Origin of the sequence: Qipengyuania sp. (genome assembly GCF_965277845.1) — a bacterium.
Lineage (GTDB): Bacteria > Pseudomonadota > Alphaproteobacteria > Sphingomonadales > Sphingomonadaceae > Qipengyuania.
Map to the genome: position 1 here is coordinate 2,120,581 of NZ_OZ255844.1, position 23,848 is coordinate 2,144,428.

Annotated in this window: 23 protein-coding genes and 1 tRNA gene; 12 read left to right on the forward strand and 12 right to left on the reverse strand. The window is 65.6% G+C overall.

Annotated elements, in window-relative coordinates; translation table 11 throughout:
* Positions 1-3 precede the first annotated feature (3 nt).
* The gene (gene crtD, locus ACQY4G_RS10425) at positions 4-1,563 is read left to right on the forward strand and encodes a 1-hydroxycarotenoid 3,4-desaturase CrtD (RefSeq protein WP_421990767.1); all 1,560 of its coding nucleotides are present in this window, start codon (positions 4-6) and stop codon (positions 1,561-1,563) included.
* 65 nt (positions 1,564-1,628) lie between these two features.
* A complete protein-coding gene (locus ACQY4G_RS10430; RefSeq protein WP_421993620.1) occupies positions 1,629-2,402 on the forward strand; it encodes a hydroxyneurosporene dehydrogenase in 774 nt (257 codons plus the stop codon).
* Here ACQY4G_RS10430 and ACQY4G_RS10435 read toward each other — a convergent pair.
* The 5 genes from ACQY4G_RS10435 to ACQY4G_RS10455 form a co-directional block, all read right to left on the reverse strand.
* A complete protein-coding gene (locus tag ACQY4G_RS10435; RefSeq protein WP_421990769.1) occupies positions 2,349-2,540 on the reverse strand; it encodes a hypothetical protein in 192 nt (63 codons plus the stop codon). The genes ACQY4G_RS10430 and ACQY4G_RS10435 overlap by 54 nt on opposite strands.
* 17 nt (positions 2,541-2,557) lie before the next feature.
* Complete coding sequence (bchO, locus tag ACQY4G_RS10440) at positions 2,558-3,439, reverse strand: alpha/beta fold hydrolase BchO (RefSeq protein WP_421990771.1); 882 nt, start codon at positions 3,437-3,439, stop codon at positions 2,558-2,560.
* Positions 3,436-5,124 (reverse strand): magnesium chelatase subunit D, encoded by a 1,689-nt coding sequence (locus ACQY4G_RS10445; RefSeq protein ID WP_421990773.1) that lies wholly within the window; start codon positions 5,122-5,124, stop codon positions 3,436-3,438. The genes bchO and ACQY4G_RS10445 overlap by 4 nt, the downstream gene beginning before the upstream one ends.
* Positions 5,121-6,122: a magnesium chelatase ATPase subunit I gene (gene bchI / locus ACQY4G_RS10450; RefSeq protein WP_421993622.1), complete on the reverse strand. Its 1,002-nt coding sequence runs from the start codon at positions 6,120-6,122 to the stop codon at positions 5,121-5,123. Before bchI ends, ACQY4G_RS10445 begins: the two co-directional genes overlap by 4 nt.
* Before the next feature lie 185 nt (positions 6,123-6,307).
* Positions 6,308-6,384, reverse strand: a tRNA-Pro gene (locus ACQY4G_RS10455).
* A 201-nt stretch (positions 6,385-6,585) separates the two neighbouring features.
* On the opposite strand from ACQY4G_RS10455, the gene yajC reads away from it, so the two are divergent.
* From yajC to secF, 3 genes are read left to right on the forward strand one after another with little or no spacing between them, the layout of a single operon-like run.
* A complete protein-coding gene (gene yajC, locus ACQY4G_RS10460) occupies positions 6,586-6,918 on the forward strand; it encodes a preprotein translocase subunit YajC (protein ID WP_291170736.1) in 333 nt (110 codons plus the stop codon).
* Positions 6,919-6,932: 14 nt separating this feature from the next.
* Entirely contained in the window at positions 6,933-8,531 is a 1,599-nt protein-coding gene (gene secD, locus ACQY4G_RS10465) for a protein translocase subunit SecD (protein ID WP_291170738.1), read from the forward strand.
* A 13-nt stretch (positions 8,532-8,544) separates the two neighbouring features.
* Positions 8,545-9,522 carry a protein translocase subunit SecF gene (gene secF / locus ACQY4G_RS10470; RefSeq protein ID WP_291178880.1) on the forward strand — a complete coding sequence of 326 codons (978 nt, stop codon included), beginning with the start codon at positions 8,545-8,547 and terminating at the stop codon, positions 9,520-9,522.
* 5 nt (positions 9,523-9,527) lie between these two features.
* On the opposite strand, the gene ACQY4G_RS10475 is transcribed toward secF, so the two are convergent.
* Both ACQY4G_RS10475 and ACQY4G_RS10480 read right to left on the reverse strand, forming a co-directional pair.
* Complete coding sequence (locus ACQY4G_RS10475; protein WP_421990775.1) at positions 9,528-10,721, reverse strand: glycosyltransferase; 1,194 nt, start codon at positions 10,719-10,721, stop codon at positions 9,528-9,530.
* Positions 10,718-11,290, reverse strand: a complete 573-nt coding sequence (locus tag ACQY4G_RS10480; protein ID WP_421990777.1) for a helix-turn-helix transcriptional regulator — start codon at positions 11,288-11,290, stop codon at positions 10,718-10,720. Before ACQY4G_RS10480 ends, ACQY4G_RS10475 begins: the two co-directional genes overlap by 4 nt.
* A 96-nt stretch (positions 11,291-11,386) precedes the next feature.
* Between ACQY4G_RS10480 and ACQY4G_RS10485 the strand changes: the two genes are divergently transcribed.
* The gene (locus ACQY4G_RS10485; protein ID WP_421990779.1) at positions 11,387-11,863 is read left to right on the forward strand and encodes a DUF6456 domain-containing protein; all 477 of its coding nucleotides are present in this window, start codon (positions 11,387-11,389) and stop codon (positions 11,861-11,863) included.
* 84 nt (positions 11,864-11,947) lie between these two features.
* On the opposite strand, the gene ACQY4G_RS10490 is transcribed toward ACQY4G_RS10485, so the two are convergent.
* The 4 genes from ACQY4G_RS10490 to ACQY4G_RS10505 all read right to left on the reverse strand — a co-directional run bounded on the left by ACQY4G_RS10490 (position 11,948) and on the right by ACQY4G_RS10505 (position 16,342).
* Positions 11,948-12,301, reverse strand: a complete 354-nt coding sequence (locus ACQY4G_RS10490) for a SnoaL-like domain-containing protein (protein ID WP_421990781.1) — start codon at positions 12,299-12,301, stop codon at positions 11,948-11,950.
* Between the two features lie 64 nt (positions 12,302-12,365).
* Positions 12,366-12,935: a uracil-DNA glycosylase family protein gene (locus tag ACQY4G_RS10495; protein WP_421990783.1), complete on the reverse strand. Its 570-nt coding sequence runs from the start codon at positions 12,933-12,935 to the stop codon at positions 12,366-12,368.
* Entirely contained in the window at positions 12,932-14,737 is a 1,806-nt protein-coding gene (locus tag ACQY4G_RS10500; RefSeq protein ID WP_421990785.1) for an ABC-F family ATP-binding cassette domain-containing protein, read from the reverse strand. Before ACQY4G_RS10500 ends, ACQY4G_RS10495 begins: the two co-directional genes overlap by 4 nt.
* 42 nt (positions 14,738-14,779) lie before the next feature.
* Entirely contained in the window at positions 14,780-16,342 is a 1,563-nt protein-coding gene (locus ACQY4G_RS10505) for an amidohydrolase family protein (RefSeq protein WP_421990787.1), read from the reverse strand.
* Between the two features lie 127 nt (positions 16,343-16,469).
* Between ACQY4G_RS10505 and ACQY4G_RS10510 the strand changes: the two genes are divergently transcribed.
* From ACQY4G_RS10510 to ACQY4G_RS10525, 4 genes are all read left to right on the forward strand, one after another.
* The gene (locus ACQY4G_RS10510; RefSeq protein ID WP_291170755.1) at positions 16,470-17,186 is read left to right on the forward strand and encodes an SIMPL domain-containing protein; all 717 of its coding nucleotides are present in this window, start codon (positions 16,470-16,472) and stop codon (positions 17,184-17,186) included.
* A 67-nt stretch (positions 17,187-17,253) separates the two neighbouring features.
* Positions 17,254-17,559: a PepSY domain-containing protein gene (locus tag ACQY4G_RS10515; protein WP_421990789.1), complete on the forward strand. Its 306-nt coding sequence runs from the start codon at positions 17,254-17,256 to the stop codon at positions 17,557-17,559.
* Positions 17,560-17,643: 84 nt separating this feature from the next.
* Positions 17,644-18,321: a response regulator transcription factor gene (locus ACQY4G_RS10520; RefSeq protein WP_115416396.1), complete on the forward strand. Its 678-nt coding sequence runs from the start codon at positions 17,644-17,646 to the stop codon at positions 18,319-18,321.
* Positions 18,278-19,747: an ATP-binding protein gene (locus tag ACQY4G_RS10525; protein WP_421990791.1), complete on the forward strand. Its 1,470-nt coding sequence runs from the start codon at positions 18,278-18,280 to the stop codon at positions 19,745-19,747. Before ACQY4G_RS10520 ends, ACQY4G_RS10525 begins: the two co-directional genes overlap by 44 nt.
* Positions 19,748-19,930: 183 nt before the next feature.
* Here ACQY4G_RS10525 and ACQY4G_RS10530 read toward each other — a convergent pair whose 3' ends face one another.
* Positions 19,931-20,224, reverse strand: coding sequence for a chorismate mutase (locus ACQY4G_RS10530; protein ID WP_067688031.1), 294 nt, complete (start codon positions 20,222-20,224; stop codon positions 19,931-19,933).
* A 65-nt stretch (positions 20,225-20,289) separates the two neighbouring features.
* Between ACQY4G_RS10530 and ACQY4G_RS10535 the strand changes: the two genes are divergently transcribed.
* Positions 20,290-21,306 carry a polyprenyl synthetase family protein gene (locus ACQY4G_RS10535; protein ID WP_291170761.1) on the forward strand — a complete coding sequence of 339 codons (1,017 nt, stop codon included), beginning with the start codon at positions 20,290-20,292 and terminating at the stop codon, positions 21,304-21,306.
* 103 nt (positions 21,307-21,409) lie between these two features.
* On the forward strand, positions 21,410-23,836 hold the full coding sequence (gene hrpB, locus ACQY4G_RS10540) for an ATP-dependent helicase HrpB (RefSeq protein WP_421993624.1): 2,427 nt from the start codon (positions 21,410-21,412) through the stop codon (positions 23,834-23,836).
* The last annotated feature ends 12 nt before the right edge of the window (positions 23,837-23,848 follow it).

A 23,848-nucleotide genomic window follows, 5' to 3' on the forward strand; every position in this document is an offset into this window, starting at 1 on the left:
CCAATGGGCGACAGGATCGTGATCATCGGAGCGGGTATCGGCGGGCTGGTGTCCGCCGCGCTGCTCGCAGCCGCAGGCCGCGATGTGACCGTCATCGAAAAGGAACCGAATGTCGGGGGCAAGGCGCGCCGGGTGATGGTCGATGGCCGGCCGATCGATGCTGGACCGACCGTCTTCACATTGCGCGATGTTTTCGAACAGGTCTTCAATGCCTGCGGCAGCACACTCGACGATTGGGTTGCAACGCGCCCCGCCGAGATCGTCGCCCGGCATGCCTGGAGCGAGGAGGAGAGGCTCGACCTTTACGCCGATCCGCAGCGCAGCGAGGAAGCGATCGGCGATTTAGCCGGGGCCGATGCGGCGCGCGGCTATCGCAGCTTCCGTGCCGAGGCGCAGCGGATCTACGATATTCTCGACGCCAGCCTGCTGCGGCGATCCAAGGTCCACTGGCCGCTACCGCTGATGTGGCGGATCGGATTGTGGCGGGTCGGCGATCTGATCGCGATCCGGCCTTACGAGAGCCTGTGGAAGGTGTTGGGCGAACACTTCGCCGATCCGCGGTTGCGCCAATTGTACGGCCGCTATGCGACCTATTGCGGCTCGTCTCCTTTCGATGCGCCCGCCACGCTGATGCTGATCGCGCATGTCGAAGCGCAGGGCGTGTGGCTGATCGACGGCGGGATGAGCGCTCTGGCCGAAGCGCTGAAGGGGCTCGCGCAGCGACAGGGCGCGCGCTTCAGGCTGGGCGAGGGCGTGGCCGAAATCGAAGCGGACCGCGCGGGCGTCACCGGCGTGATCCTGGCCGATGGCGAGCGGATCGCGGCGGATGCCGTGGTCTGCAATGCCGACCCCGCCGCGCTGGCGAGCGGGCGGTTCGGGACACACGCGCAGCGTGCCGTCGGGGCGACGAAACCCCGCCGCCGTTCGCTGTCCGCCTATGTCTGGCTCGCCCATGCCGAGACCCGCGGTTTCCCGCTCTCGCGCCACAACGTGTTCTTTTCACCCGATTATCCAGCAGAGTTTCGTGCGCTCTCGACGGGCGAACCGATTGCCGATCCCAGCGTCTACATCTGCGCGCAGGATCGCGATGCGGATGGCGGTGCCGGCCCGAGCGGTCGCGAACGCCTGCAGATCATCGTCAATGCCGCCGCCACCGGCGACACCACTCACCCCACCCAGGAGGAACTCGACCGATGCACGCACGCCATGACGCGCAGCCTCAGCCGCTGCGGGCTGCAACTGGAGGCGCCGATGCCGCACTCGCTGGTGACCCCGGCGGATTTCGAGGCTCTGTTCCCCTCGACGGGTGGGGCCCTTTATGGACGGGACTCGCACGGATGGGCGGCATCCTTCCTGCGCCAGGGCGCGCGGACTCGGATCCCTGGGCTCTATTGCGCCGGGGGGAGCACCCATCCGGGCGCGGGCGTGCCGATGGCCGCCTTGTCCGGGCAGATCGCGGCGCACACGCTGATGGCCGACCGCGCTTCGACGCGGCGGTCGCGCCCGGTGGCTATGGCTGGTGGTACGTCGATGCGATCAGCGACGACGGACGCCACGGCCTGACGATCATCGCCTTCATCGGCAGCGTATTTTCACCCTATTACAAGGCGAGCGGGCGGGGCGATCCGCTGGACCATTGCGCGCTCAACGTCGCGCTGTACGGGCCGCGCAGCCGCTGGGCGATGACCGAACGCCCGCACAATGCGGTGGTGCAGGAGCGCGACACGCTGGCCATCGGCCCGAGTAGCGTGCGCTGGACCGGCGAGGCGCTGGAGATCCGCATCGAGGAACGCGACAAGCGTGTCGGGATTCCATGGCAGCGGCGCGTGCGCGGCACGGTGCGCGTGCATCCCGAAGCGCTCAACCCGGTCGGCTACGCGCTCGATCCGGCGGCGCGCCATATCTGGCACTGCCTCGCCCCGCGCGCGCGGATCGAGGTGGAGATGGACCAGCCTGGTCTCAAATGGAGCGGGCGCGCCTATCTCGATTCCAATCGCGGGACCGAGTCGCTCGAGGAGGGCTTCGATGTGTGGCACTGGTCGCGCGCGCATATGCAGGAAGGCGCGGTTGTCTGTTACGAGGGCAAGCGGAGAGATGGCTCACGCTTCGCGAGCGCGATCCGCTTCGACCGGCACGGCTTGCCGCAGCGCTCCGAGCTGCCGCTGACCGCGCCGCTGCCCAACACGCTGTGGCAGATGGAACGCAAGACGCGCGCCGATCGCGGCCATGCCGGCGTGATCAAGACGTGGGAGGATGCGCCATTCTACGCGCGGTCGACGCTGTCTTCGCGGCTTTACGGCGAGCAGGTCGTGGCGGTGCAGGAAAGCCTCGACATGCGGCGCTTCACCTCACCGATCGTCCAGTTCATGCTCCCCTATCGCATGCCCCGAACCAACAGATGAATCCGCCTCGCGCTTCTTCTGCTTGTCGCGCTCGATCTCGCGATTGACCGACCACAATTGGTAGCCGCCGAAACCGAAGGCGACGAGCGCAGTGAAGACGATCTCGATCCAGCCGAAGTTCTCGCTGAGGGCTTCCATGCCATTTTGTCTCCTCGTTAGGCGACCTTAGCACGGGCATCGAGAAAGCGTCGAATATGCTCCGCCGCCTCGGCGGGACGTTCCTCATGCGCAAGGTGGCCGAGCCCGGGCAGCACCTCCAGCTGCGCATCGGGCAGGCGCTCGACCGCCTTGCGTACCGACGCCAGCGGGATGGCTTCGTCGCGCTCCGAATGGACGAGCAGCACCGGCCCGTGCAGGTCGACGAGATATCGCTGAAGCGGTTCGAGATCCCAATTCGCCATCATCGCCAGCGCCGCTCTGCAATGTCCGGCGTTGCCCAGCAGCACCTCGTAACAATGCAGACCGGCGGCATCGATCCGCGAATTGGTCGAACGACGCAGAAACCGCGCGGTCTCGCCGCTCAGACTGGCGATGCCGGCAAACACGCGGGGAACCAGTGGATTGACGAACAACAGCTTGGCCATCAGCGGGAAGAGCTGCGACCCGATACCGGGGAAGGGTGCAAGCGCCGGGTTGAATCCGACTACCGGGATCGCCGTATCGCGCTCACGCAGCATCTGCAGCGCAATCGCTGCGCCTGCGGAATGGCCCACTATCGCAGCGGGCGACAGCTCCAGGCGATCGAGCAGCGCCCATAGCTCTCTGGCCATCCTCGGCAGCGTCATCGCCCGACCGGACGCGCGCGAGAAAGCGTGACCGGGAAGGTCGGGCGCGATGCAGGTATAGTGCTCGGCCAGCGCGGGCATGACATCGCGCCAGGAATGGCAGGATGCGCCGGTGCCGTGCAGCAGCAGAAGCGGCGGGCCTTCACCCATCGTCTGGACATGCCAGCGAACGGTGCCGCAATCGATGAAACGGCTCGATGCGCGGTGCGGCCAGATGCTGCCCTCGCTCTCCCAGTTCAGCGCCCGGCTCATGCCGCGCGTGCCTGCGTGCTCGCGCCGACCGCGGCATGCAGCCTCCGCGCATCGGCCAGGGGCAGGGCAAGGAAGCGCGCCTGCATCGCCTGCGCGAGGCGCGCCGCGTCGGGCGTGCTGCGAGGAGAGATATCGACCACCAGCGCCTCGATGCCGCGCACCGCGATAGCCTTGGCCGCCGCGTCGGCATCGTCGGCCGCGCGGCTGCGGCTGGCGCTGCCATCGGCCGCGATATTGGCGCGTCCGTCGGTCAGGATGACGAGCGAAGGCGTCCTTCCGCGCAGCTCGACCGCTTCGGCCACTTCGCGTGCCGCCTGCAGCCCTGCGGCGAGCGGTGTGCCGCCTCCGCCCGGAAGCTCGGCAAGTGCGCGCCGGGCGCGGGTGAGCGAGCGGGTAGGCGGCAAGAGCAGCTCGGCGCCCGTGCCGCGAAAGGCGACCAGTGCGACTTCGCTGCGGGTGGTGTAGGCCTGCGCCAGCATCAGCTCGACCGCACCCTTGGCCTCGGCCAGCCGTGCGGCCGCAGCCGAGCCCGAGGCATCGACGCAGAAGATCGTGACCTTGGCCGCGCGCTCCTCGAACCGGCGGACGCGCAAATCCTGCTTGTGCAGGATCAGCCGGGCTCTCTCCGAAAGGCCGGCCTCGCGCCGGCGAAGTGGTTGCCAGGGCACCGCCGCCCGTAGGGAATCGATCAGCGCCAGCCGTGCTCCGCCGCGCGGCATGCCGGGGCGCGCGCCGAGCGGCTTGCCGCGCACTGTCGACTTGCGCCGTCTCCCGCCGCCGCTGCCCTGCGCCCGCCGCTTGGACTTCCCGGACGAAAGCTGCGCCAGAAGGTCGGGCGGGATCGCTGCGGCAGCGGCTTCGAGCACGACATCCTCGAGCGGCCTGTCGCCGGGATCGGACTGGTCGCGCTCGCCATCGCTGCCGGTCTCGCGATCGGGTTCTGGCGTTTCCTCGTCTTCCAGCGGCGGCAATTGCGTCGCACGCGGGGCGAGAACCAGCCGGGCGGAGGCTTGCAGGTCGGCGGTGGAAGGATGCTTTCGGCCCTGCAGCGCGGCATGGGCGCGCGCGGCTTCGGCAGCAAAGATCAGCGGCCGGATCGAGCCGACGCCCAATGCGGCAGCCGTCGCCGCAAGTCCCTCCAGAGCGTCGTCTTCGAGCGGAGCGACCGCATCGATCGGGATCGCGCTTGCATCTGGCATGGGCGCATCGAGGGCCGCAGCCCGCGTCAGGTCGCAGATGAAGGCGACGCGTTCGAGCAGAGAGGCGGCCGGCGCCTCGTCCTCCGCAATTTCGTCGTCGAGGAGTATGAGGCCGAAGCGGTTCCCGGTTTCGGCAGTGTCGATCTGCTGCGCCAGCCTCCCGGCGAGCGCGTCGGTCATGCGCTCGGCCATCGCTGCGATCAGTATCGTGCCGCCGGCCTTTTCGAGGATACCGCGCTGGCGGACCGTGCTTCCAGCGGCAAGGCTCGCGGCGATGTCCACGCCGCCGAGCAGCCGCTCATCGTCGACATGCGGCGGTAGGCGGCGTAGCTGGCCGTGCTGTTCATGCAGTCGCTCGATAACCAGGTCGCGCGCCGGGCCGCCGCCGCGAAGGCACAGGCCACCCAGCTTGTCGGGTGCAATGAGAAACAGTCGCAGCGCCAGCAGCGCATCCGCCAGTGGATCGACTGGCGGCGCCGCGGTCATCCGAACAATTCGTCGATCGCGCGTTCGATCCGCGCGGTCGAGCCGGTCTCGTCGAGCACGTCGCGGCGCAGGCGATGGCGCAGTGCCGATGGCGCGATCGCGACGACATGTTCGCGCCGCACCGCCCGCGCGCCGTTCAGCGCGGCCAATGCCTTGGCCCCGCGCATCAGCGTCAGTTCTCCGCGCAGCCCGTCGGCGCCGACCGCGATGCACAGTTCGGCGCAATCGGCCAGCACCGCCTCGGACACTTTCATCGTCGCGATCTTCTTCCGGCCGCGAGCCACCTTGCGCAGGATTTTCGCGTCTTCCTCGGCCCATTCATCGGCGAAGCCTTGCGGATCGCGCTCCTGCGCGGCGCAGCGGCGCATGATCTCGACCCGGTCGGCCACATCGGCCGGCGTGCGCACCTCGACCGACAAGCCGAAGCGGTCGAGCAATTGCGGGCGCAATTCGCCTTCCTCCGGATTGCCGCTGCCGATCAGCACGAAACGCGCCGGGTGGCGAACCGAAAGTCCCTCGCGCTCGACGACGTTCTCGCCCGAGGCCGCGACATCGAGCAGCAGGTCGACCAGATGATCCTCGAGCAGGTTGATCTCGTCGATATAGAGGAAGCCGCGATGCGCCTTGGCGAGCAGACCGGGTTCGAACGCCTTCTCGCCGCTGCGCAGCGCACGTTCGAGATCGAGCGCGCCCAGCACCCGGTCCTCGGTCGCGCCCAGCGGCAGGTCGACGAAGGGAACAGCGCGTTTCCGGAGCGGGCCGCTGCCGCACACCTCGGGATAGCGCGCCTGGTCGTCCTTGGAACAGCCGTAGGGACAGTCCTTGATCGCCGAAATCGGGGGCAACAACCCGGCAAGCGCTCGGGCCGCGGTCGATTTCCCGGTGCCGCGATCGCCGAACACCATGACCCCGCCGATGGCCGGATCGACGGCACTGACCAACAGCGCCTGCTTCATCTCGTCCTGAGCAACGATCGCGGAAAAGGGGAAGCGCGCCATATGCTTGGCATATCTGGACGAGCATTTTGCCGACGGCAAGCGTTTTGGCCCAAGCTTGCCCAGCCGCGCGCTGGCAGCAGGTGCGGGTCGCTGGACGGCCGCTTGCGCCATGCCGCAATCGCCATCGGGCAAGTCCCCAAGAGCGTGCCTGGCGGCAGGAAATGTCGGTTTTAATGGAAGTCCACTGGTCGGGATGACTGGATTCGAACCAGCGACCCCCACACCCCCAGTATGGTGCGCTACCAGGCTGCGCTACATCCCGAAACCAGTGGAGGCGGCCCTATAGGGCGCGTCTTTGTGCATGGCAAGCACAGTTCGCAGGCATTTCGTTGCCCCGGCCCCGCAATGCTGCTAACCGCCCGGCACTTTCGCAGGAGGGAGCGCACGGGCCGCTTGAACAGGCGCCCGGCACCTCCCAATTGCGGGTCCGACACAACGCAAATTTCCGACAGGTATTCCTTCGATGATCGACCTTCTTGCCGCCGCCGGTAGTGCCGCAGCCGAACCGCCCGCATGGACGGGTTGGGTTCTGCCCCTGGGCATGCTCCTGATCCTGTGGTTCCTCATCCTGCGTCCGCAGATGCGCCAGCAGAAGCAGCACCGCGAACGCGTGGCCGGGCTGAACAAGGGTGACGAAGTTGTCACCGCTGGCGGCCTCGTCGGCAAGATTACCAAGGTCGAAGAGCAGTTCGTCCATGTCGAGCTCGCCAAAGGGATGACGGTCAAGGCGGTGCGTAATACGATCGGCGAAGTGCTGTCCTCGCGCAGCAAGCCGGCCGCGAACGACAAAGACTGAGGGCGCATCCTTCCATGCTCGATTTCCCTACCTGGCGTAAGATTTGGCTGTGGCTGATCACCGCCTTGTGCGTGGGTGCCGCGCTGCCATCGCTGCTGTCGGCGACCAGCGTGCGCTGGCCCGACGTGCTGCCGCAACCGATGGTCAATCTCGGCCTCGACCTAGCCGGCGGTAGCCACATCCTGCTGGAGGCGGATGCCGCGCAGGTCGAATCGCAGCGGCTCGAGAATATGGAAGAGAACGTGCGCAACATCATGCGCCGCGCCGAACCGCGCATCCGCATCGGCGACGTATCGACGCGCGACGGGCGGCTGAGCTTCATGCTCGACGACCCGAGCGAAGTCGATCGCGCGCGCGAATTGCTGCTGCCTTCGATCAACGGCACCGGCCTTGTGCGCGAGTGGGACCTCGCCGTCGAGGACGGCAGCCGGATGATCCTCACACCCACCTCCGATGGGCTCGACCAGGCGGTCAGCGATGCGATGGAAAGCGCCACCGAAGTGGTGCGCAAGCGGATCGACGAACTCGGCACGCGTGAACCGACGATCATCCGTCAGGGCGATACGCGCATCGTGGTTCAGGTTCCCGGCCTGCAGGATCCGGATCAGCTCAAGGCGCTGCTCGGCCAGACAGCCAAGCTCGAATTCAAGCTGGTCGACCAGAATGCCTTGCCATCCGATGTCCAGCAGGGCCTCGCGCCTCCCGGATCGGAAATCTTTCCCTATGCCGAAACGTCGGATTTCGCGGGAAGCTCGCTCGCCGTGCGCCGCCTGGGCGGTATCCGCGGCGACAATCTGACCGGTGCACAGCAGAGCTTCGATCCGCAGACCAACGAACCGGTCGTCAACATTCAGTTCGACAGTGACGGCGGTCGCCGCTTTGCCAAGCTGACCACCGACAATGTCGGCAAGCCCTTCGCGATCATTCTCGACGGCCAGGTTCTGTCGGCGCCCAATATCAACGAGCCGATCCGCGGCGGATCGGCGCAAATTTCGGGCGGCTTCTCGGTCGAAACCGCCAATCAGCTGGCGATCTCGCTGCGCTCGGGCGCGCTTCCGGTCGACCTGGCGGTGATCGAGGAGCGCACGGTCGGCCCCGATCTTGGCGCCGACTCGATCCGCCGCGGCATGCTCGCCATGGCAGTGGGTTCGGTGATGGTGGTGATCCTGATGATTGCGACCTATGGCCGCTTCGGCGTCTATGCGACCGCCGCGTTGGGGATCAACATAGCCATGCTGCTCGGCATCATGGCAGCGCTCAACACTACGCTGACGCTGCCGGGCATCGCCGGTTTCGTACTGACCATCGGTGCCGCGGTCGATGCCAACGTGCTGATCAACGAACGTATCCGCGAGGAACGCAAACGTGGGCGACGGGTGATCGCAGCCGTCGAAAACGGTTATAACGAAGCCAGCCGCGCGATCTACGATGCCAACATCACCAACTTCATCGCGGGCGTGCTGCTGTTCCTGTTTGGATCGGGTCCGGTGCGTGGCTTCGCGGTGGTGCTGATCATCGGCCTGTTCACCAGCGTCTTCACCGCGCTTACGCTGACCCGCATGTGGGTCGCCGGCTATCTGCGCAAGGCTAAGCCCAAAGACATCGTGCTATAAGGAGGGCGACGATATGAAACTGCTCAAGCTCGTCCCCGACGACACCAACATCAGATTCCTTAAATGGCGCGTGCCCTTCTTCGCCGTCAGCATCCTGCTGATCGCGGCAAGCTGGGCGCTGGTTGCCACCAAGGGCCTCAATTACGGCGTCGACTTCGCCGGCGGTCTCGAAGTGCGGGCGACCTTTACCGAAAGCACCCAGGCGCCGATAGCCGAGCTGCGCAACGACGTGGAAGCGCTCGGCTATGGCAGCCCGGTGGTCCAGCGTTTCGGTGAGGACAACCAGGTCTCGATCCGTGTCCGGCTGCCCGATGAGGTGTCGGCCGACAAGGAGGCCGCGCAGGAGGCGGCGAACGCCATCGTAAGCACGCTGCAGGCGGAGTATGACGATTTCCGTCTCGATGGTAACGACAACGTTTCGGGCAAGGTCTCTGGCGAATTCCGCCAGACCGCGCTTTATGCATTGCTCGCGGCCATGGCTGCGATCGCGCTCTACATCTGGATTCGCTTCGAATGGCAGTTCGGCGTGGGCGCGCTGTTCGCATTGTTCCACGACGTGAGCCTGACGCTCGGCATGTTCGCGCTGCTCCAGCTCGAATTCAGCCTTCAGATCATCGCGGCGATCCTGGCGATTATCGGTTATTCGCTCAACGACACGATCGTCATCTACGACCGTATCCGCGAGAACCTGAAGAAGTATCGCAAGATGGAGCTTCCCGCGCTGCTCGACCTGTCGGTCAACGAGACGCTGGCCCGTACTGTGATGACCTCGCTGACGCTGTTCGTGGCGCTGCTCCCGCTGCTGCTCTACGGCCCGGCCAGTCTTTTCGGCATGGTAGCTGCCATTACGCTGGGCCTGTTCGTGGGCACCTACAGCTCGGTCTACTCGGCCGCTCCGATCCTCGTATGGCTGGGCGTCACCAGCGACAGCTTCGTGCCGACCGAAACGGTCGCCGACCAGCAGGAAAAGAAGGCGCGCGGGCTAGTCTGAACCGATCAGGATACAAGGCTGTCGTAATGGTCCGCCAATGCGCGGCCATTCGCTGCCCAGCTGAAGTTTTCGACCGTCGCCGCCACCATTTCGGGTGAGCGGCTACGGTCGGCTACCAGTTCGATCCCTTCGCGGATCGCGCGGCAATTGCGCGCCACGATCACTCCGGCTTCGGGCGAGGTGACGACTTCGCGCGCGCCGCCCGCATCGGTGATGACGATCGGCGTGCCGCAGGCGAGCGCCTCGATCCAGGCATTGGCCAGCCCCTCGCTGGCAGAAGGCAGCACCATGGCATCCGCCGCGGTGAGGATCGGCGGCAGCATCGACGGCGCGAGACTGCCGAGGAAATGCACGCGGTCGGCGACGCCGACTTCCCTGGCCAACGCGCGCAGGCTGGCTTCGTCCTCACCAGTGCCGACGAGTAGCAGCCGGCCCTTGGGCAGGTCGGCGAGCGCCTTGATGACCAGCGCCTGGCCCTTGCGCTCGATCAGCGCACCGACGGTGACGAGCAGCGTGTCGTCGGAATCCAGCGGAATCGAGAAAGTGCTCGCCAGTCGTGCGCGCAATCCGACGTGGTCGAGCGGGCGGAACAGGTCGCGATCGAGACCGGTGTAATGAACGGTGATGGCATCGCGCACCATTCCGAGCATTGCCATGTCGTCGGCCAGCGCTTCGGATACAGCCAGCACACCTGCCGCTTCGCGAGCCGTTTCCAGCAATGCCTCGCGCCCGTACCCGCGCGCACCCCAGTGATGGATGTCCGCGCCGCGCGCCTTGACCGAGAAGGGCAGGCCCAGATCGCGGGCGATCATCATCGCGGCCGGCCCGTCGGGATAGAAGAACTGCGAATCGACGAGGTCGAAGGGCCGTTCGGCGTGCAGTCCGCGAGCGAGGGGAAGGACCGACTTCGCAATCAGTTTCGGATTGAGGCGACCGCCGACCTTGGGGAGCAGTCGGAAGACGGGACGGTGGACATCCATGCCGAATTCGTGGCCTTCCCGCGCAGCCGCCGCGAGCGGCTTGTACCGCCCCAAGGCGACTGGCGGCAGCCCGATGGGATTGATGACGGTCGCATCCCAATGCGTATCGCGCTGCAGCGCTTCGAGCGATTTCGCCACGAAGATACCGAAGCGCGGATGGACCGAATTGGGGAACAGTGTCGAAAGCGACAGGACGCGGCGGCTTTTCCGTACGTTCACAGGCGCCGCACCAGCATTTCGGCGACGGCGATCCAGGCCGGATTGTCGACCACCTGCTGTTTCTCTCCATGGCCGGGGGGCAGGATGCCGACAAGCGAGCCCCGTCGGTCGATCAGGCGCCCGAAGGCGAACCGGCCGCCCTTTTTGGGAACCAGAACATCGCGATTGACCGCACGCCCCGCCTCGGCGGGATCGAGCTGGCGCAGCCAGAGCTGGTCGCCGGGGCGGTATTCGCCATGGGGGTAGTCGATATCGAGCACCATCAGCGCGCCATCGCCGCCGAGGTCGGTGGCAAGCAGCGCATCGCGTGTCGCGGGCAGGGCTTCCGGCCCGTCCTTGGCCAGAGTGGCGACAAGCTGCGGATGGCCCGCTTTCTCGCTGCGTACCAGCATTTCGGGATCGACCTCGAGCGCGGCGGCGATCCGTTCCATCCATTTGAGCGAGAGATTGCGCATGCCGGTTTCGAGCCGACCGACGGTTTGTGGAGTGGTCGGCGGTTCGCAAGCTTCGGCGAGGTCGGCAAGCGTCCAGCCCTTCTGCTTGCGGATGTCGCGGACGCGATTGATCACTCGGTCCCTCCCCACCGATAACCGATTTGGTTTTATGTCTTTCCTACATGAACCGCTCCGGCGCAAGGGAATTCTTCACCCACCGAGGAGAAGTCTATGCGCCGCAAGCTCGTCGAACGCGAACTGACCGAAGAAGGCCCGCGCCGCAGAAGCGACGCCGTTACCAAACGTCGCAGCGTCACCGTCAATCTCGCCGAAAGCCCGCTCACCTGGCTGCATGCGCGCGGCCATCTGACCGATCGCCAGTTCGATGCGGGCGAGCGGCTGCGCGCCGATTACGAACGCGCGCAGCTTGCGCCATCGGTGACCATGCGCTGGGATCCGGTGCGCGTAGACGGAGGATCGCGCGCGACCGGCCTGACGCCTTCGGAACGTCAGATCGCGGCGAAGGAGCGCTTCGATGCCGCCATGGCCGAAGCGGGGCCGGGGCTTTCCGACATCCTGTGGCGCGTGGCCTGCGCCGGGGAGGGGGTGCCTGCGGCCGAAAAGGCGCTGGAGTGGCCCGCTCGCAGCGGCAAGCTGGTGCTCAAACTGGCGCTCGACCGGGTGGCCGGTTTCTACCGGCTCGGGTGAGGCCGATTTTTGCGCCAGGACAGTGGTCCATGCGGTCCATGTCTGTGGAAACGCTTTCGGCGAATCCTCTATTCGAGCTGCGGTCTATTGCTGCCCGTACATGAAGCGTTCCTCGGCAATCTTGCCGTCCTTCACGGTATAGAGGCCGACTTCCTTCATCTGGCTGCGTTCGCCGTCGATGGTCACGTCCATCTCGTAATTCACCGCGAACTGGTCGCCGAAGACATAGGGGCCGTCGGTGGTGCTCGAATGAACTTCGGCGTTCTCGTTCCACCAGGCGTGTTTCTGCAGCAATTGCTCGCGTCCCTCGACGCGCGACATCGGTCCGTCATTGGGCTCGAGGCTGACGATATCGTCGGCCCAATAGGCCTGGTAATCGTCGGCCCGCTCTTCCGCCACGGCCTGGGTGAAATCCTTCGCCATCTGCTCGATTGCCATGCTGCACTCCTCTCGCTGCCCGTCCGCAAGGGAGGGTATCACACATGGTGCGAGTCGGAGCCGACTAATCGAGGGTGTCGGAAACGCGTCGCCGGAGCTCGGGCAGGACCTCGGCCTCGAACCACGGGTTCTTGCGCATCCAGATGGTCGAACGCCAGGCGGGGTGTGGCAGGGGCAGAAAGCGCGGCAGGTAGTCGCGGAAGGCGCGCACACGGTCGGTCATGGAAAGCTTGCGCGCCGCGGGCAGATAGTGCGCCTGCGCATAGGTGCCGACGAGCAGGGTCAGCCGGTCATCGGGAAGCAGGTCGAGTACGCGGCCATGCCATTGCGGCGCGCATTCGGGACGAGGGGGCTTGTCCCCGCCGCTGGCCTTGCCCGGATAGCAGAACCCCATCGGCACGAGGGCGACCTGCGCGTGATCGTACATCTGCTCCTTGGTCAGCCCGGTCCAGTCGCGTAGGCGATCACCGCTGGCATCGTCCCAGGGGATGCCGCTTTCGTGGACCTTCGATCCGGGAGCCTGGCCGATGATGAGCAGCCGCGCGGTGGGCGAGAAACTGGCAACGGGGCGCACGCCATGCGGCAGGTGTTCGGCACAGATCCGGCAGGCCGCGATTTCGGCCTGGAGGCTCATGCCTCGACTTGCTCGGCAAGCTCCAGCCAGCGCTCTTCGGCCGCGTCTTTCTCGGCGCGCGCATTCTCCAAACCCTTGGAGATATTAGCAAAACGCTGCGGGTCGGAGGTGTAGAGATCGGGGTCGGCAAGGATAGCCTCGCCCTTGGTAATCGCCGCCTCGAGCTCCTCGATTCGTGCCGGGAGCAACTCGTAATCGCGCTGATCCTTGTAGGAGAGCTTGCTCGACTTGGGAGCGGGGGCCGGAGGCGGCGCGGGCTTGCCGGTCTGCTTGGCCGCCTTGGCTTTCCCCGCGACAGGCTGGCGCCGCTTGCGCTCCCAGTCTTCATAGCCGCCGGCGACCACATCGACCTTGCCCGTGCCGTCGAGCCCGAGCGTCAGGGTGACGGTGCGGTCGAGGAAGTCGCGGTCGTGGCTGACGATCAGAACCGTGCCTTCGTAATCGGCGATGACTTCCTGCAGCAGGTCGAGCGTCTCGAGATCGAGATCGTTGGTCGGTTCGTCGAGCACCAGCAGGTTCGAAGCCTTGGCGAATTCGCGCGCCAGCAGCAGGCGCGAGCGTTCTCCGCCCGACAGCACCGCGACCTTCATGTCGACGATCTTGGGATCGAAGAGGAAGTCCTTGAGATAAGCCTGCACGTGCTTGCGATTGCCGCGCACGTCGAGCCAGTCGCCGCCCTCGGCCAGCACCTGGCGCACGGTCTTGTCGGCGGTGAGCAACTGGCGCTGCTGGTCGATCATCACGCCGGTCAGCGTCTTGGCGATCTCAACCGTGCCGCTGTCGGGCGCCAGTTCGCCGGTGAGCATCTTGAGCAGCGTGGTCTTGCCCGCACCGTTCGCGCCGACGATACCGATCCGGTCGCCGCGCTGGATGCGTAGGGAAAATGGCTTGATGATCGTGCGATCACCGTAGCTCTTGGTGATGTTCTCGGCGACGATGACCGACTTCGACTTGAAATCCTCTTCGGTCGCGAGCTTGAGTTTGGCGGTGCCGCCGGCGGAGATCATGGAGGCCCGCTGGGCGCGCATCTGCCACAGCTTCTCGAGCCGGCCCTGATTGCGCTTGCGCCGCGCGGTCACGCCGCGCTCGAGCCAGTGCGCCTCGATCTTGAGCTTTGCGTCGAGCTTTTCCGCCGCGCGCGCTTCCTCGGCATAAACCTGCTCTTCCCAGGCCTCGTAGCCGCCGAAGCCGACTTCCTTGCGGCGCAGGTTCCCGCGATCGAGCCACAGCGTGGTGCGGGTCAGACGCTTGAGGAAGGTCCGGTCGTGGCTGATGACGAGGAAGGCGCCGCGATAGCGCTCGAGCCACCCTTCGAGCCAGTCGATGGCGCTAAGGTCCAGATGGTTGGTCGGCTCGTCCATCAGCAGCAGGTCGGGGTCTTGCGCCAGTGCGCGCGCGATAGCGGCGCGGCGCTTCTCGCCGCCGCTCGCGCCCTTGGTCTCGCGGCTCATGTCGATACCAAGCTGGCCCGCGATGGCCTCTACCTCATGTTCCTGCGGCGCGTGTTCGCCCGCCAGTGCCCAGTTCATCAGCGTGGCATGGCCGGAGAGGTCGGGGTCCTGTTCGAGCAGCACGATCCGCATCGCGGGCTTCGTCTTGCGCGTGCCCGCATCGGTTTCGATCTGTCCGTCGATCATACGGAACAGCGTGGTCTTGCCCACGCCGTTGCGACCGATCAGCGCGATGCGGTCGCGCGGGCCGATATGGAGGTCAAGCGGGTCGTGATCGGGCCCGCCGAACAGCCATTTGCCGCCCTGCTGCAGGGCCATGCCTTCGAGGCTGAGGATCGGGGGCTGTGCCATAGGCCGCGCGAGGTAGGCGCGCGCGGGCCCGGCTGCAAGCGCCTAGCGTCCCGCGCGCTGCTCCTCGACCATTCGCGCGACGTCGGCAAGCAGGGCGGGTGCATCGTAAACAATGCCATCCTTGATGGTCCAGCGCACGCCACCGACCTGCTCGATTGCCCCGGTTTCGTAATTGAGCCGCGTATGCCCGGTGCCGTAGAGTACCTTCAAGTTTGCGAGCGGGTTTTCGGGCACGATCACCAGGTCGGCGAGCTGGCCTACGGCGATCCGCCCCATCGGCGGTTCCACCCCTCGCGGTTCGTAGATTTCTCGCGCGCCGTCTATCGTGGCGGCGCGGATCACCGCGAGCGGCGAAAGGCCCGCCTCGCGCAGCATTTCGAGTTCGCCGATGTAGGCAAAGCCCCAGGTCTGGTAGATGTAACCGGGATCCGAACCTGCCGTGACGCGACCGCCGCGGTCATGGAAATCTTTCGTGAGGTCGAACCATTTGGCGTAGAAGTTTCGCCAGGCGACCTCGTCCTCGCTCGACCAGTCCTTGTAGTAACTGCCGTGATTGGTTGCGCTGGGGGCATAGAAGTCCATCAGCGATGGCAGCGTGTAGGCGGCATGCCAGTCACGGCTGCGCGCGGCCATCACATCGCGGCTGGCCGAATAGATGTTGAAGGTGGGGCTGAGCGTCACGTCGCTGGCGACGAGAAGATCGACATAGTCCTCCCACTTTTCGCTGCCTGGCTCGACCGCCTGCGGGGCCAGGCGCGCGACCCAGCCAAAGCGCGATTGCTCGTCGAAATAGTTGTAGTCTTCGGGGTAATAGGGAAGCGCGCTGTCTTTCAGCAGGCTTTCGAAATGACCGTAGAAATGGGTGACCCCGTCGAGCCCGCTTTCGACTGCCGTGCGCGCATTGACTTCGGCGACGCCGGTCTGCGCGAGATGCGCGACGGTGCCCATCTGCTGCAATTCCGCCTCGTCGAGGGCTGCGGCGAGCACCTGCGGCGTGGCCGAGTTGAAGAACTTGATCCCCCAGAATCCCTGCGCCTTTGCCCAGCGCACCCATTCGCGCGCCTTGGCCGGTGTATCGGGCGCACCGCGCGACCATTTGTCGCCGAACACCGCATAGGGGATCAGGCGCGGCGCGGTGATTGTGTTGGCCGCGCTGCGCTCGGCATCGGAAATGTCGGGTGTGCCGGAGCCGAAATAGAAGCTGACGCCGCGCACCGTCGTCACGCCATGCGCAAGCCACAGCTTGTAGCCGTAGGAAGGCTGAGCCGCCTTGCCGGGATCGCCATTGTGGCCGTGCGTATCGACGAAGCCGGGCAGCACATACATGCCCTGTGCCTCGATCACGCGCTGCGCGGATTGCGCCTGCTCCGCCGGAGCGCCGCCGGGATAGAGCGCGGCGATGCGGTTTCCTTCGACCATGATGTCGATGGGGCCGGCGGGTGGGGCACCGGTGCCTTCGATCACCGTTGCGCCGCGGATCAGCAGCGTGCCGAAGGGTCCTTCTCCCTCGTCGATGGTGCGGTCGGGTACCGCCTGCATCTGTGCGGCGAGCGGCTGCGCTCCCATGGCGGCCAGCGCGGCCAGCGCGATTTTCCAGCTTTTCATTATCTTCCCCTCATTCGGCCCGGTGGGCTAGCGCTAAGCGTAGGCGGAGGAAAGTGGGAACGGATGTGTTCAGCAAGCCGTAACGCTGCAAGACGGACAGTCTGCGCAATCGACAAGGAGCAAACCGATGATCCGTTTCGCAATTCCCACCCTTGCCGCTGCCGCCATGGCGTCGAGCGCGCAGGCAGCCGAAATCCAGATCCAGTCGCCCGGGCCGGTGGTCGAATTGACCGTAAGCGAGATCGTTCGCCGCGCCCCCGATGTTGCGCAGATAGGTGCAGGGGTGATGTCCCGCGCCGCCACGGCCGAGGCGGCGGTCCGGATGAATGCCGAAGCTATGGATCGAGTCGTTGCACGGCTGCGCACGCTGGGTATCGATCGCCGCGATATCCAGACGTCGAACTTCAACCTCAATCCAAGTTTCAATTACAATCGCGAAACCGGTGAGCAGACCTTTACCGGCTATACCGTCAATAATCAGGTGAATGTGAAACTGCGCGACCTCGAACGTACGGGCGAAGTCCTCGACGCGTTGGTCGCTGCGGGTGCGAACAATATCTACGGCCCGAACTTCATGCTCGAGGACGATGTCGCCGCCAAGGCCGAGGCGCGGGCCAATGCTTTCGAAAGCGGCAGGACGATGGCCGAGGATTACGCCCGGATGGCCGGCTACACGGAGGTTCGCCTGCTCGAAGTCTCGGAAAGTTTCCAGCGCTTCGGTCCGCGTCCCGAAGCGATGGTGCGCACTGCCAGCGCGCCGTCCGGCGATGCTGCGACACCGATCGAGCCGGGTGAAGTAGGTACGGGCGTTACCATTACTGTCAAATATGAGATGACGCGCTAGCCTGAATGGTGAGGCTTGCGAACATTCACACCTTGTTCAATGCGCTTCGCCTAGGCAGGGTCGCATCATGAAACGCCTATTCGCCTCCCTTCTCGCCTTCGGGCTGGTCGCCGGCCCGATCATGGCCGGCCCCGCCTTTGCGCAGCCCCGCTCCGAACAGGGCGAGGCGCGGCGCGAGATGAGTGCGGGTAATATCATGCAGTTGCGCGATATCGAGGCGCGTATCCTGCCGACCATGCGCGGCGCGGAGTATCTCGGTCCGGCTTATGACTCGACCGCGATGGCCTACCGCCTCAAGTTCATCAAGAACGGCCGCGTGATGTATGTCGATGTCGATGCGCGCACCGGCAAGGTGCTGCGCCGCAGCCGCTGATTTGCCGCAGCGAAACTCCGTTCAGGTTGACGCGTTCATCTACATGAACGAAACGCGACACAAATCATTCAAGGACGGACATTCATGAGGATCCTGATCGTCGAGGACGAGCCCACGCTGGGCCAGCAACTCAAATCGACGCTCGAGCAGAATGGCTATGCGGTGGACCTGTCCACCGATGGCGAGGACGGCCATTTCCTCGGAAGCACCGAGGATTACGACGCGGTCATTCTCGACCTCGGCCTGCCCGAGATCGACGGGCTGACCGTGCTCGGCATGTGGCGCAAGGAAGGGCGCAAGTTCCCCGTACTGGTGCTGACCGCACGCGACAGTTGGTCGGACAAGGTGGCAGGCCTCGACGCAGGCGCGGACGATTATCTCGCCAAACCCTTCCAGACCGAAGAACTGATAGCCCGCCTGCGCGCGCTGATCCGTCGCGCCTCGGGTAACACCTCCAGCGAACTGACCGCGGGCGATGTGCGTCTCGACACGCGTTCGGGCCGCGTCACGCTGAAGGGCGAACCGGTCAAGCTGACCGCGCAGGAATACAAGCTGTTGAGCTACCTCATGCACCACAAGGGCAAGGTGGTCAGCCGCACCGAACTGATCGAACATATCTACGATCAGGATTTCGACCGCGATTCCAATACGATCGAGGTCTTCGTTACCCGTATCCGCAAGAAGCTGGGTGCGGAAGTGATCACGACGATCCGTGGACTTGGGTACAGCCTCGACGACCCCGCCGACCAGCCGCGCGCCTGAAGAGGAGCCCGGCGTGGCGGCGGCGGTCGGTGACGACCGGGCCGCCGCTGCGTCCGCCGATGACCCGGTAACCATCGCCACACCGCCCGCGAAGCGCAGTCTCGCGCGGCGCATGATAGCGATTGCCGCGGTGTGGATCGGCGTGCTGCTCCTGGGTGGCGGCTTCGCGCTCGATCGCACGCTGGTACGACTGGTGCAGGACAATTTCGACGAGCAGCTCGAATATGTCCAAACGGCGTTGATTGCCTCGGCCGAGATCGACATGGACGGTGAAGTGCGGCTCTACCGCTCTTTGGGCGACCAGCGGTTTCTCGAGCCCAACAGCGGGGTCTACTGGCAGATCAGCGGCGAGGGACATGATCCCTTCCCGAGCCGGAGCCTGTGGGATCGCAGCCTCGAGGTCGAGGGCGATCACATCGACAACGAGCCCCATTTTTACGATTCCGACCAGTTCCGTGGCGAGCCATTGCGAATGGTCGAGCGTACGGTCATTCTGCCCGACAGCGATACGCGGTGGACCTTCACCGTAGCTTCGGCGCGCGATGAATTGGATTTCCAGATAAGCCGTATTCGTTCGATCCTCGTGTGGAGTTTCGCCGCACTGGGTATCGGCCTGATGACACTGGCCGTGCTGCAAAGCTGGTATGGCCTTTCCCCGCTGCGCCGCGTGCGCAACGCCATTCAGGCAATGCGAAGCGAAGGGACCAACCGGATTACCGAGCCTCTGCCGCTCGAAGTCGAGCCATTGGTCGAAGAGATCAACGCATTGCTTGCACATAGCGAACAGCAGGCCGAAGAGGCGCGCATGCATGCGGGCAATCTCGCCCACGCGCTCAAGACGCCGCTGACGGTGCTCACCAATGCGGCAACCGCGCACGATCCCAAACTGGCCGAGCTGGTCTTCCGCGAGACCAAGACCATGCAGCGCCATGTCGAACATCATCTCGCCCGGGCTCGCGCCGTTGGCAGGCGTGCCAGCGGTCATGCGCGCGCGGAAGTCTGGCCCAGCGCGGAAAGCGTGCTGCGCGCAGTGACCCGGATCTATGAGGAGACGCGCTTCGACCTCGACGGCAATCGCGCTGCGGCCGTTTGCGTCGAACGCCAGGATCTCGACGAAATCCTGGGCAACCTCATCGAAAACGCCGCCAAATATGGCGGAGGCAGCGTTTTCGTGACGATCGATGCGGACCGCGACGCGAGGGAATGCGAAATCTGGATCGAGGACGATGGTGTGGGCATTCCCGAGGGCGAACGCGCGCGGATTTTCGATCGCGGCGCGCGGCTGGACACGGGCAAGCCGGGAACCGGCCTCGGCCTGTCGATCGTCCGCGACGTGGCGGAGATCTACGGCGGATCGGTGGCTCTAGACGCCAGCGAGGATCTGGGAGGCCTGTTGGTCAAGCTCCGCCTGCCACGGGCCCCGTAGGACTCCCGCCCCAGTGCTCGACGGCACTTTGTCCTGGCGATGAAGGAAAAGAATGGCCGGGACCAAGACGGCACAGTCGCGATGGAATTTGACCGTGCCGCGGGCCGTCAGGCGAGAACGCCGTCATCGCCTTCGGAATGGCCATTTCTCGGTCCGCCGGAGCCGCCAGGGCCCTAATCTCGGCTACCGTCTGGCCTGCTCGTGGTGGCGAATGACTTCGTCGATGATGAAGCGCAGGAATTTTTCGCTGAATTCCGGATCGAGCTCGCTCTCTTCCGCCAGCCTGCGCAGCCGTGCGATCTGTTGCTGCTCGCGCGCCGGGTCGGCCGGGGGTAGCGTGACCTTGGCCTTGTATTCGCCCACCGCCTGGGTGATCCGGAAACGCTCGGCCAGTATGTGGATCAGGGCTGCATCGATATTGTCGATGCTCTTGCGGAAGCCGGCGAGGACGGGATCGTTCTGGGGTGCGTCATTCATGCGATCAGGCTAACAAGAAATCCCGTCTTGCCAAGAAAGCTTGGGCAGACCATGGCCAAGGCGAAATGTCTGCCGACGTAATCCCCTTGAAGCGTGCGGAGCCCGAGGGCTCGATCGAACCCATGCTGGCGCTGACCGCCAATGGCATGAACCAGGTCAACCAGGTCATCCTGGACCGGATGCAGAGCGAAGTGCCGCTCATCCCCGCGCTCGCCGGCCACCTGATTTCGGGCGGCGGCAAGCGGCTGCGTCCCATGCTGACGCTCGCCGGGGCCGAACTGGTCGGTTATAGCGGAACGCGCCATCACAAGCTCGCTGCCGCGGTCGAGTTCATCCACACCGCCACGCTGCTGCATGACGATGTCGTCGATGGGAGCGATCTGCGACGCGGCAAGGCGGCGGCCAACATCATCTACGGCAATCCGGCGACCGTGCTGGTTGGCGACTTCCTCTTCAGCCGTTCGTTCGAGCTGATGACCGAGGACGGCAGTCTCAAGGTGCTCAAGATCTTGTCGGGCGCCAGCGCGATCATCGCCGAGGGCGAGGTCGACCAGCTGACCGCGCAGCGCAAGATCGACACCAGCGAGGAGCGTTACCTCCACATCATTCAGGCGAAGACTGCGGCGCTGTTCGCCGCTGCAAGCCGCATCTCCGCCGTTGTTGCGGAATGCAGCGACGAGCAGGAGCAGGCGCTCGACGAATATGGCCGCAATCTCGGCGTCGCCTTCCAGCTGGTCGACGATGCGCTCGATTACGACTCCAATGCGGCCGCCATGGGCAAGGATCGCGGCGACGATTTCCGCGAAGGCAAGATGACCCTGCCGGTGATCCTCGCCTATGCCCGCGGCGATCAGGAAGAACGCGATTTCTGGAAGTCCGCCATCGGCGGTTTCCGGACCGGGGACGAGGACCTCGATCACGCCACCGCCTTGATCGAGAGCCACGACGCCGTGGCCGATACCAAGGCCCGTGCTCGCCATTTCGCGCAGCGCGCGATCGATGCGCTGTCGATCTTCCCCGACTGCAAGGCACGCCAGGCAATGACCCAGGCTGCGCTGTTTGCGGTCGCGCGGGGATACTAGACACTCCCCCGTTCGTATCGAGCGGAGCGCGTAGCGCGCAGTCGAGGTATCGCAGCGATGTGTCTCGACTATCCTCGCCACGAACGGGTAGGGCGACTGAGTGATTAGCGACCTCCCTATCGCCACCGTATTGCCCGAGCTGCTCGGCGTGCTGCGCCAGCAGACCGGGGCAGTGCTTGTCGCGCCGCCCGGGGCGGGCAAGACGACTGCCGTGGCGCCCGCATTGCTGGATGAAGACTGGTGTACGGGCACCATCATCCTCACCTCGCCGCGAAGGGTTGCTGCGCGGGCGGCTGCCGAACGGATGGCGCAAATGCTGGGCGAGAAGCCGGGCGAGACGATCGGCTACCTCACCCGCCTCGACAGCAAGCGCTCGGCAAAAACGCGAGTTCTGGTAATGACCGAGGCGATCTTCGTGAACACGATCCTGGCCGATCCGGAGCTCACAGGGGTCTCGGCGGTGCTGTTCGACGAGGCGCATGAACGACATCTCGACAGCGACCTCGGTCTTGCGCTTGCGCTGGAGAGCCGCGCCGTGCTGCGCGAGGACCTGCGCGTGCTGGTCATGTCGGCCACGATCGACGGCGCGCGCTTCGCCGAATTGCTCGGCAACGGCACTCAGGTCATCGAAAGCGAAGGACGGGCGCATCCGCTGCGGGTGGAATGGCTTGGGTCGTCTCCGCAGATTCCGGTGGAGGATGCGATGGCGCAGGCCATCGCGACTGCCTGGCGCGAAGAGGCTGGCGATATACTGGCCTTTCTGCCCGGCGTGCGCGAGATCGAGCGGACGCGTGAGCGATTGGAGGCGCGCCTGCCTGCGGCAATCGTGCTGCCGCTTCACGGGCAGGTCGATCCGGCAGGACAGCGCGCTGCGATCCAACGCGATCGCGAGGGGCGCCGCAGGATCCTGCTGGCGACCGCCATTGCCGAAACCTCGCTGACGCTCGACGGGGTTTCGGTCGTGGTGGATGCAGGACTCTCGCGTCGGGCCGAGTTCGACCGCGCCGCAGGAACGACGCATCTCGTTACACATCGCGCAAGTCAGGCGGCAGCGGCGCAGCGCGCAGGCCGCGCGGCACGGCAAGGGCCGGGTGTCGCCTATCGTCTGTGGGAGGAGGCGGGGCACGGCGGACGTCCGCCTTACGATCCACCCGAAATGCTCACCTCGGATCTCGCGCCGCTGGTGCTGGCGCTCGCGCAATGGGGAAGCACCGATCCAAGGGAGCTGGCGTGGCTCGAGCCGCCTCCGCCGGCATCGATCAGCGCGGCGCGGCAGACCCTCAAGGCGTTGGATGCGCTCGATGCGGAAGGCCGGATTACCGAGCGGGGCGGCAAGCTGGCGAAACTTCCGCTCGACCCACAGGGAGCTGCGACGGTGCTTTTCGGTGCCGAGCATGGCGCAGCCAAAGAGGCCGCGCGGCTTGCCTTGCTCTTGCAGGAACGCGGACTTGGCGGGCGCGGCGAGGATCTCGAGGCGCGCCAGTCGCGCTGGAATGGCGATCGCGGGGCCAGGGCCGAAGCCAGCCGCAAGCTTGCGGGGCGCTGGGTGAAACGGGCCCGGGCTCTTGCCGATGAAGAGGCTTCGACCACGCTCCCCCCACCGGGCATTCTGCTTGCTGCCGGACGACCGGAGTTTATCGCCAAGCGGCGCGACAAGGCAGGGGAGCATTGGGTCGCCGCGGGAGGGCGTGGCTTCGTGCTCGATCCTGCATCGCCACTGGCGCGATCGGAGTTCCTCGTCGTCGGGGACGCGCAGGGGCAGGCCAGGGGCGCGCGGATCACCTCGGCCATCGCGCTCGAAGAGAGCGATATCGAGCGATGGTTGCCCGAACGGCTCGAGCGCAGGCAGGTGCTGCGGTGGACCGGCGAGCGGGTCGAGGCCCTGCTCGAGCGGCGGCTTGGGGCGATCACATTGGCGCGCGGTCCCGACCCCAAGCCCGACCCACAGGCGATTGTGGATATGCTTGTGGAAAAGGCTCTGCAGAACCCGGCAAAACCGCTTCCGGCAGAGCTGCTCGCCCGCGTGAGCTTCGCCGGGATCGAGCAGCTGACGAGCACGGGATTGGCCGAGACCGCGGAGATTTGGCTCGCTCCCATGTTGCAGGGCAGGCGCGATCTCGATGTCCCCAGGGGGAAGCTTGTCGATGCTCTGCTGGGCCAGCTCGACTGGGACAGCCGGCAGCGCCTCGACCGGCTGGCCCCGCGCGAGTTTACGTCGCCGGCCGGTACGACCCACCGGATCGACTATACAGGCGACGATGCCCCCAGCGTCGAGGTGCGCGTGCAGGCGCTGTTCGGACTGGAACGGCACCCGATGGTCGGTGAGACGCCGCTTCTGCTCAAGCTGACGAGCCCTGCCGGGCGCCCGATCCAGTCGACCCGAGACTTGGCGGGTTTCTGGCGCGGAAGCTGGGCGGATGTGCGCAAGGACATGAAGGGGCGCTATCCGAAACATCGCTGGCCCGAGGAACCTTGGGCGGAAAAGCCCAGTTTGAAGACCAAGAACGCCTTTTCACGCTCGGAAGGTTGAATTACAGGGCAG

Bases quoted from the DNA above. Each gene is read 5' to 3' on its own strand.
- crtD (WP_421990767.1), top strand. From the start codon at position 4: ATGGGCGACAGGATCGTGATCATCGGAGCGGGTATCGGCGGGCTGGTG.
- ACQY4G_RS10435 (WP_421990769.1), bottom strand. From the start codon at position 2,540: ATGGAAGCCCTCAGCGAGAACTTCGGCTGGATCGAGATCGTCTTCACT.
- bchO (WP_421990771.1), bottom strand. From the start codon at position 3,439: ATGAGCCGGGCGCTGAACTGGGAGAGCGAGGGCAGCATCTGGCCGCAC.
- ACQY4G_RS10445 (WP_421990773.1), bottom strand. From the start codon at position 5,124: ATGACCGCGGCGCCGCCAGTCGATCCACTGGCGGATGCGCTGCTGGCG.
- bchI (WP_421993622.1), bottom strand. From the start codon at position 6,122: ATGGCGCGCTTCCCCTTTTCCGCGATCGTTGCTCAGGACGAGATGAAG.
- yajC (WP_291170736.1), top strand. From the start codon at position 6,586: ATGATCGACCTTCTTGCCGCCGCCGGTAGTGCCGCAGCCGAACCGCCC.
- secD (WP_291170738.1), top strand. From the start codon at position 6,933: ATGCTCGATTTCCCTACCTGGCGTAAGATTTGGCTGTGGCTGATCACC.
- secF (WP_291178880.1), top strand. From the start codon at position 8,545: ATGAAACTGCTCAAGCTCGTCCCCGACGACACCAACATCAGATTCCTT.
- ACQY4G_RS10485 (WP_421990779.1), top strand. From the start codon at position 11,387: ATGCGCCGCAAGCTCGTCGAACGCGAACTGACCGAAGAAGGCCCGCGC.
- ACQY4G_RS10490 (WP_421990781.1), bottom strand. From the start codon at position 12,301: ATGGCAATCGAGCAGATGGCGAAGGATTTCACCCAGGCCGTGGCGGAA.
- ACQY4G_RS10495 (WP_421990783.1), bottom strand. From the start codon at position 12,935: ATGAGCCTCCAGGCCGAAATCGCGGCCTGCCGGATCTGTGCCGAACAC.
- ACQY4G_RS10500 (WP_421990785.1), bottom strand. From the start codon at position 14,737: ATGGCACAGCCCCCGATCCTCAGCCTCGAAGGCATGGCCCTGCAGCAG.
- ACQY4G_RS10505 (WP_421990787.1), bottom strand. From the start codon at position 16,342: ATGAAAAGCTGGAAAATCGCGCTGGCCGCGCTGGCCGCCATGGGAGCG.
- ACQY4G_RS10510 (WP_291170755.1), top strand. From the start codon at position 16,470: ATGATCCGTTTCGCAATTCCCACCCTTGCCGCTGCCGCCATGGCGTCG.
- ACQY4G_RS10515 (WP_421990789.1), top strand. From the start codon at position 17,254: ATGAAACGCCTATTCGCCTCCCTTCTCGCCTTCGGGCTGGTCGCCGGC.
- ACQY4G_RS10520 (WP_115416396.1), top strand. From the start codon at position 17,644: ATGAGGATCCTGATCGTCGAGGACGAGCCCACGCTGGGCCAGCAACTC.
- ACQY4G_RS10530 (WP_067688031.1), bottom strand. From the start codon at position 20,224: ATGAATGACGCACCCCAGAACGATCCCGTCCTCGCCGGCTTCCGCAAG.
- ACQY4G_RS10535 (WP_291170761.1), top strand. From the start codon at position 20,290: ATGTCTGCCGACGTAATCCCCTTGAAGCGTGCGGAGCCCGAGGGCTCG.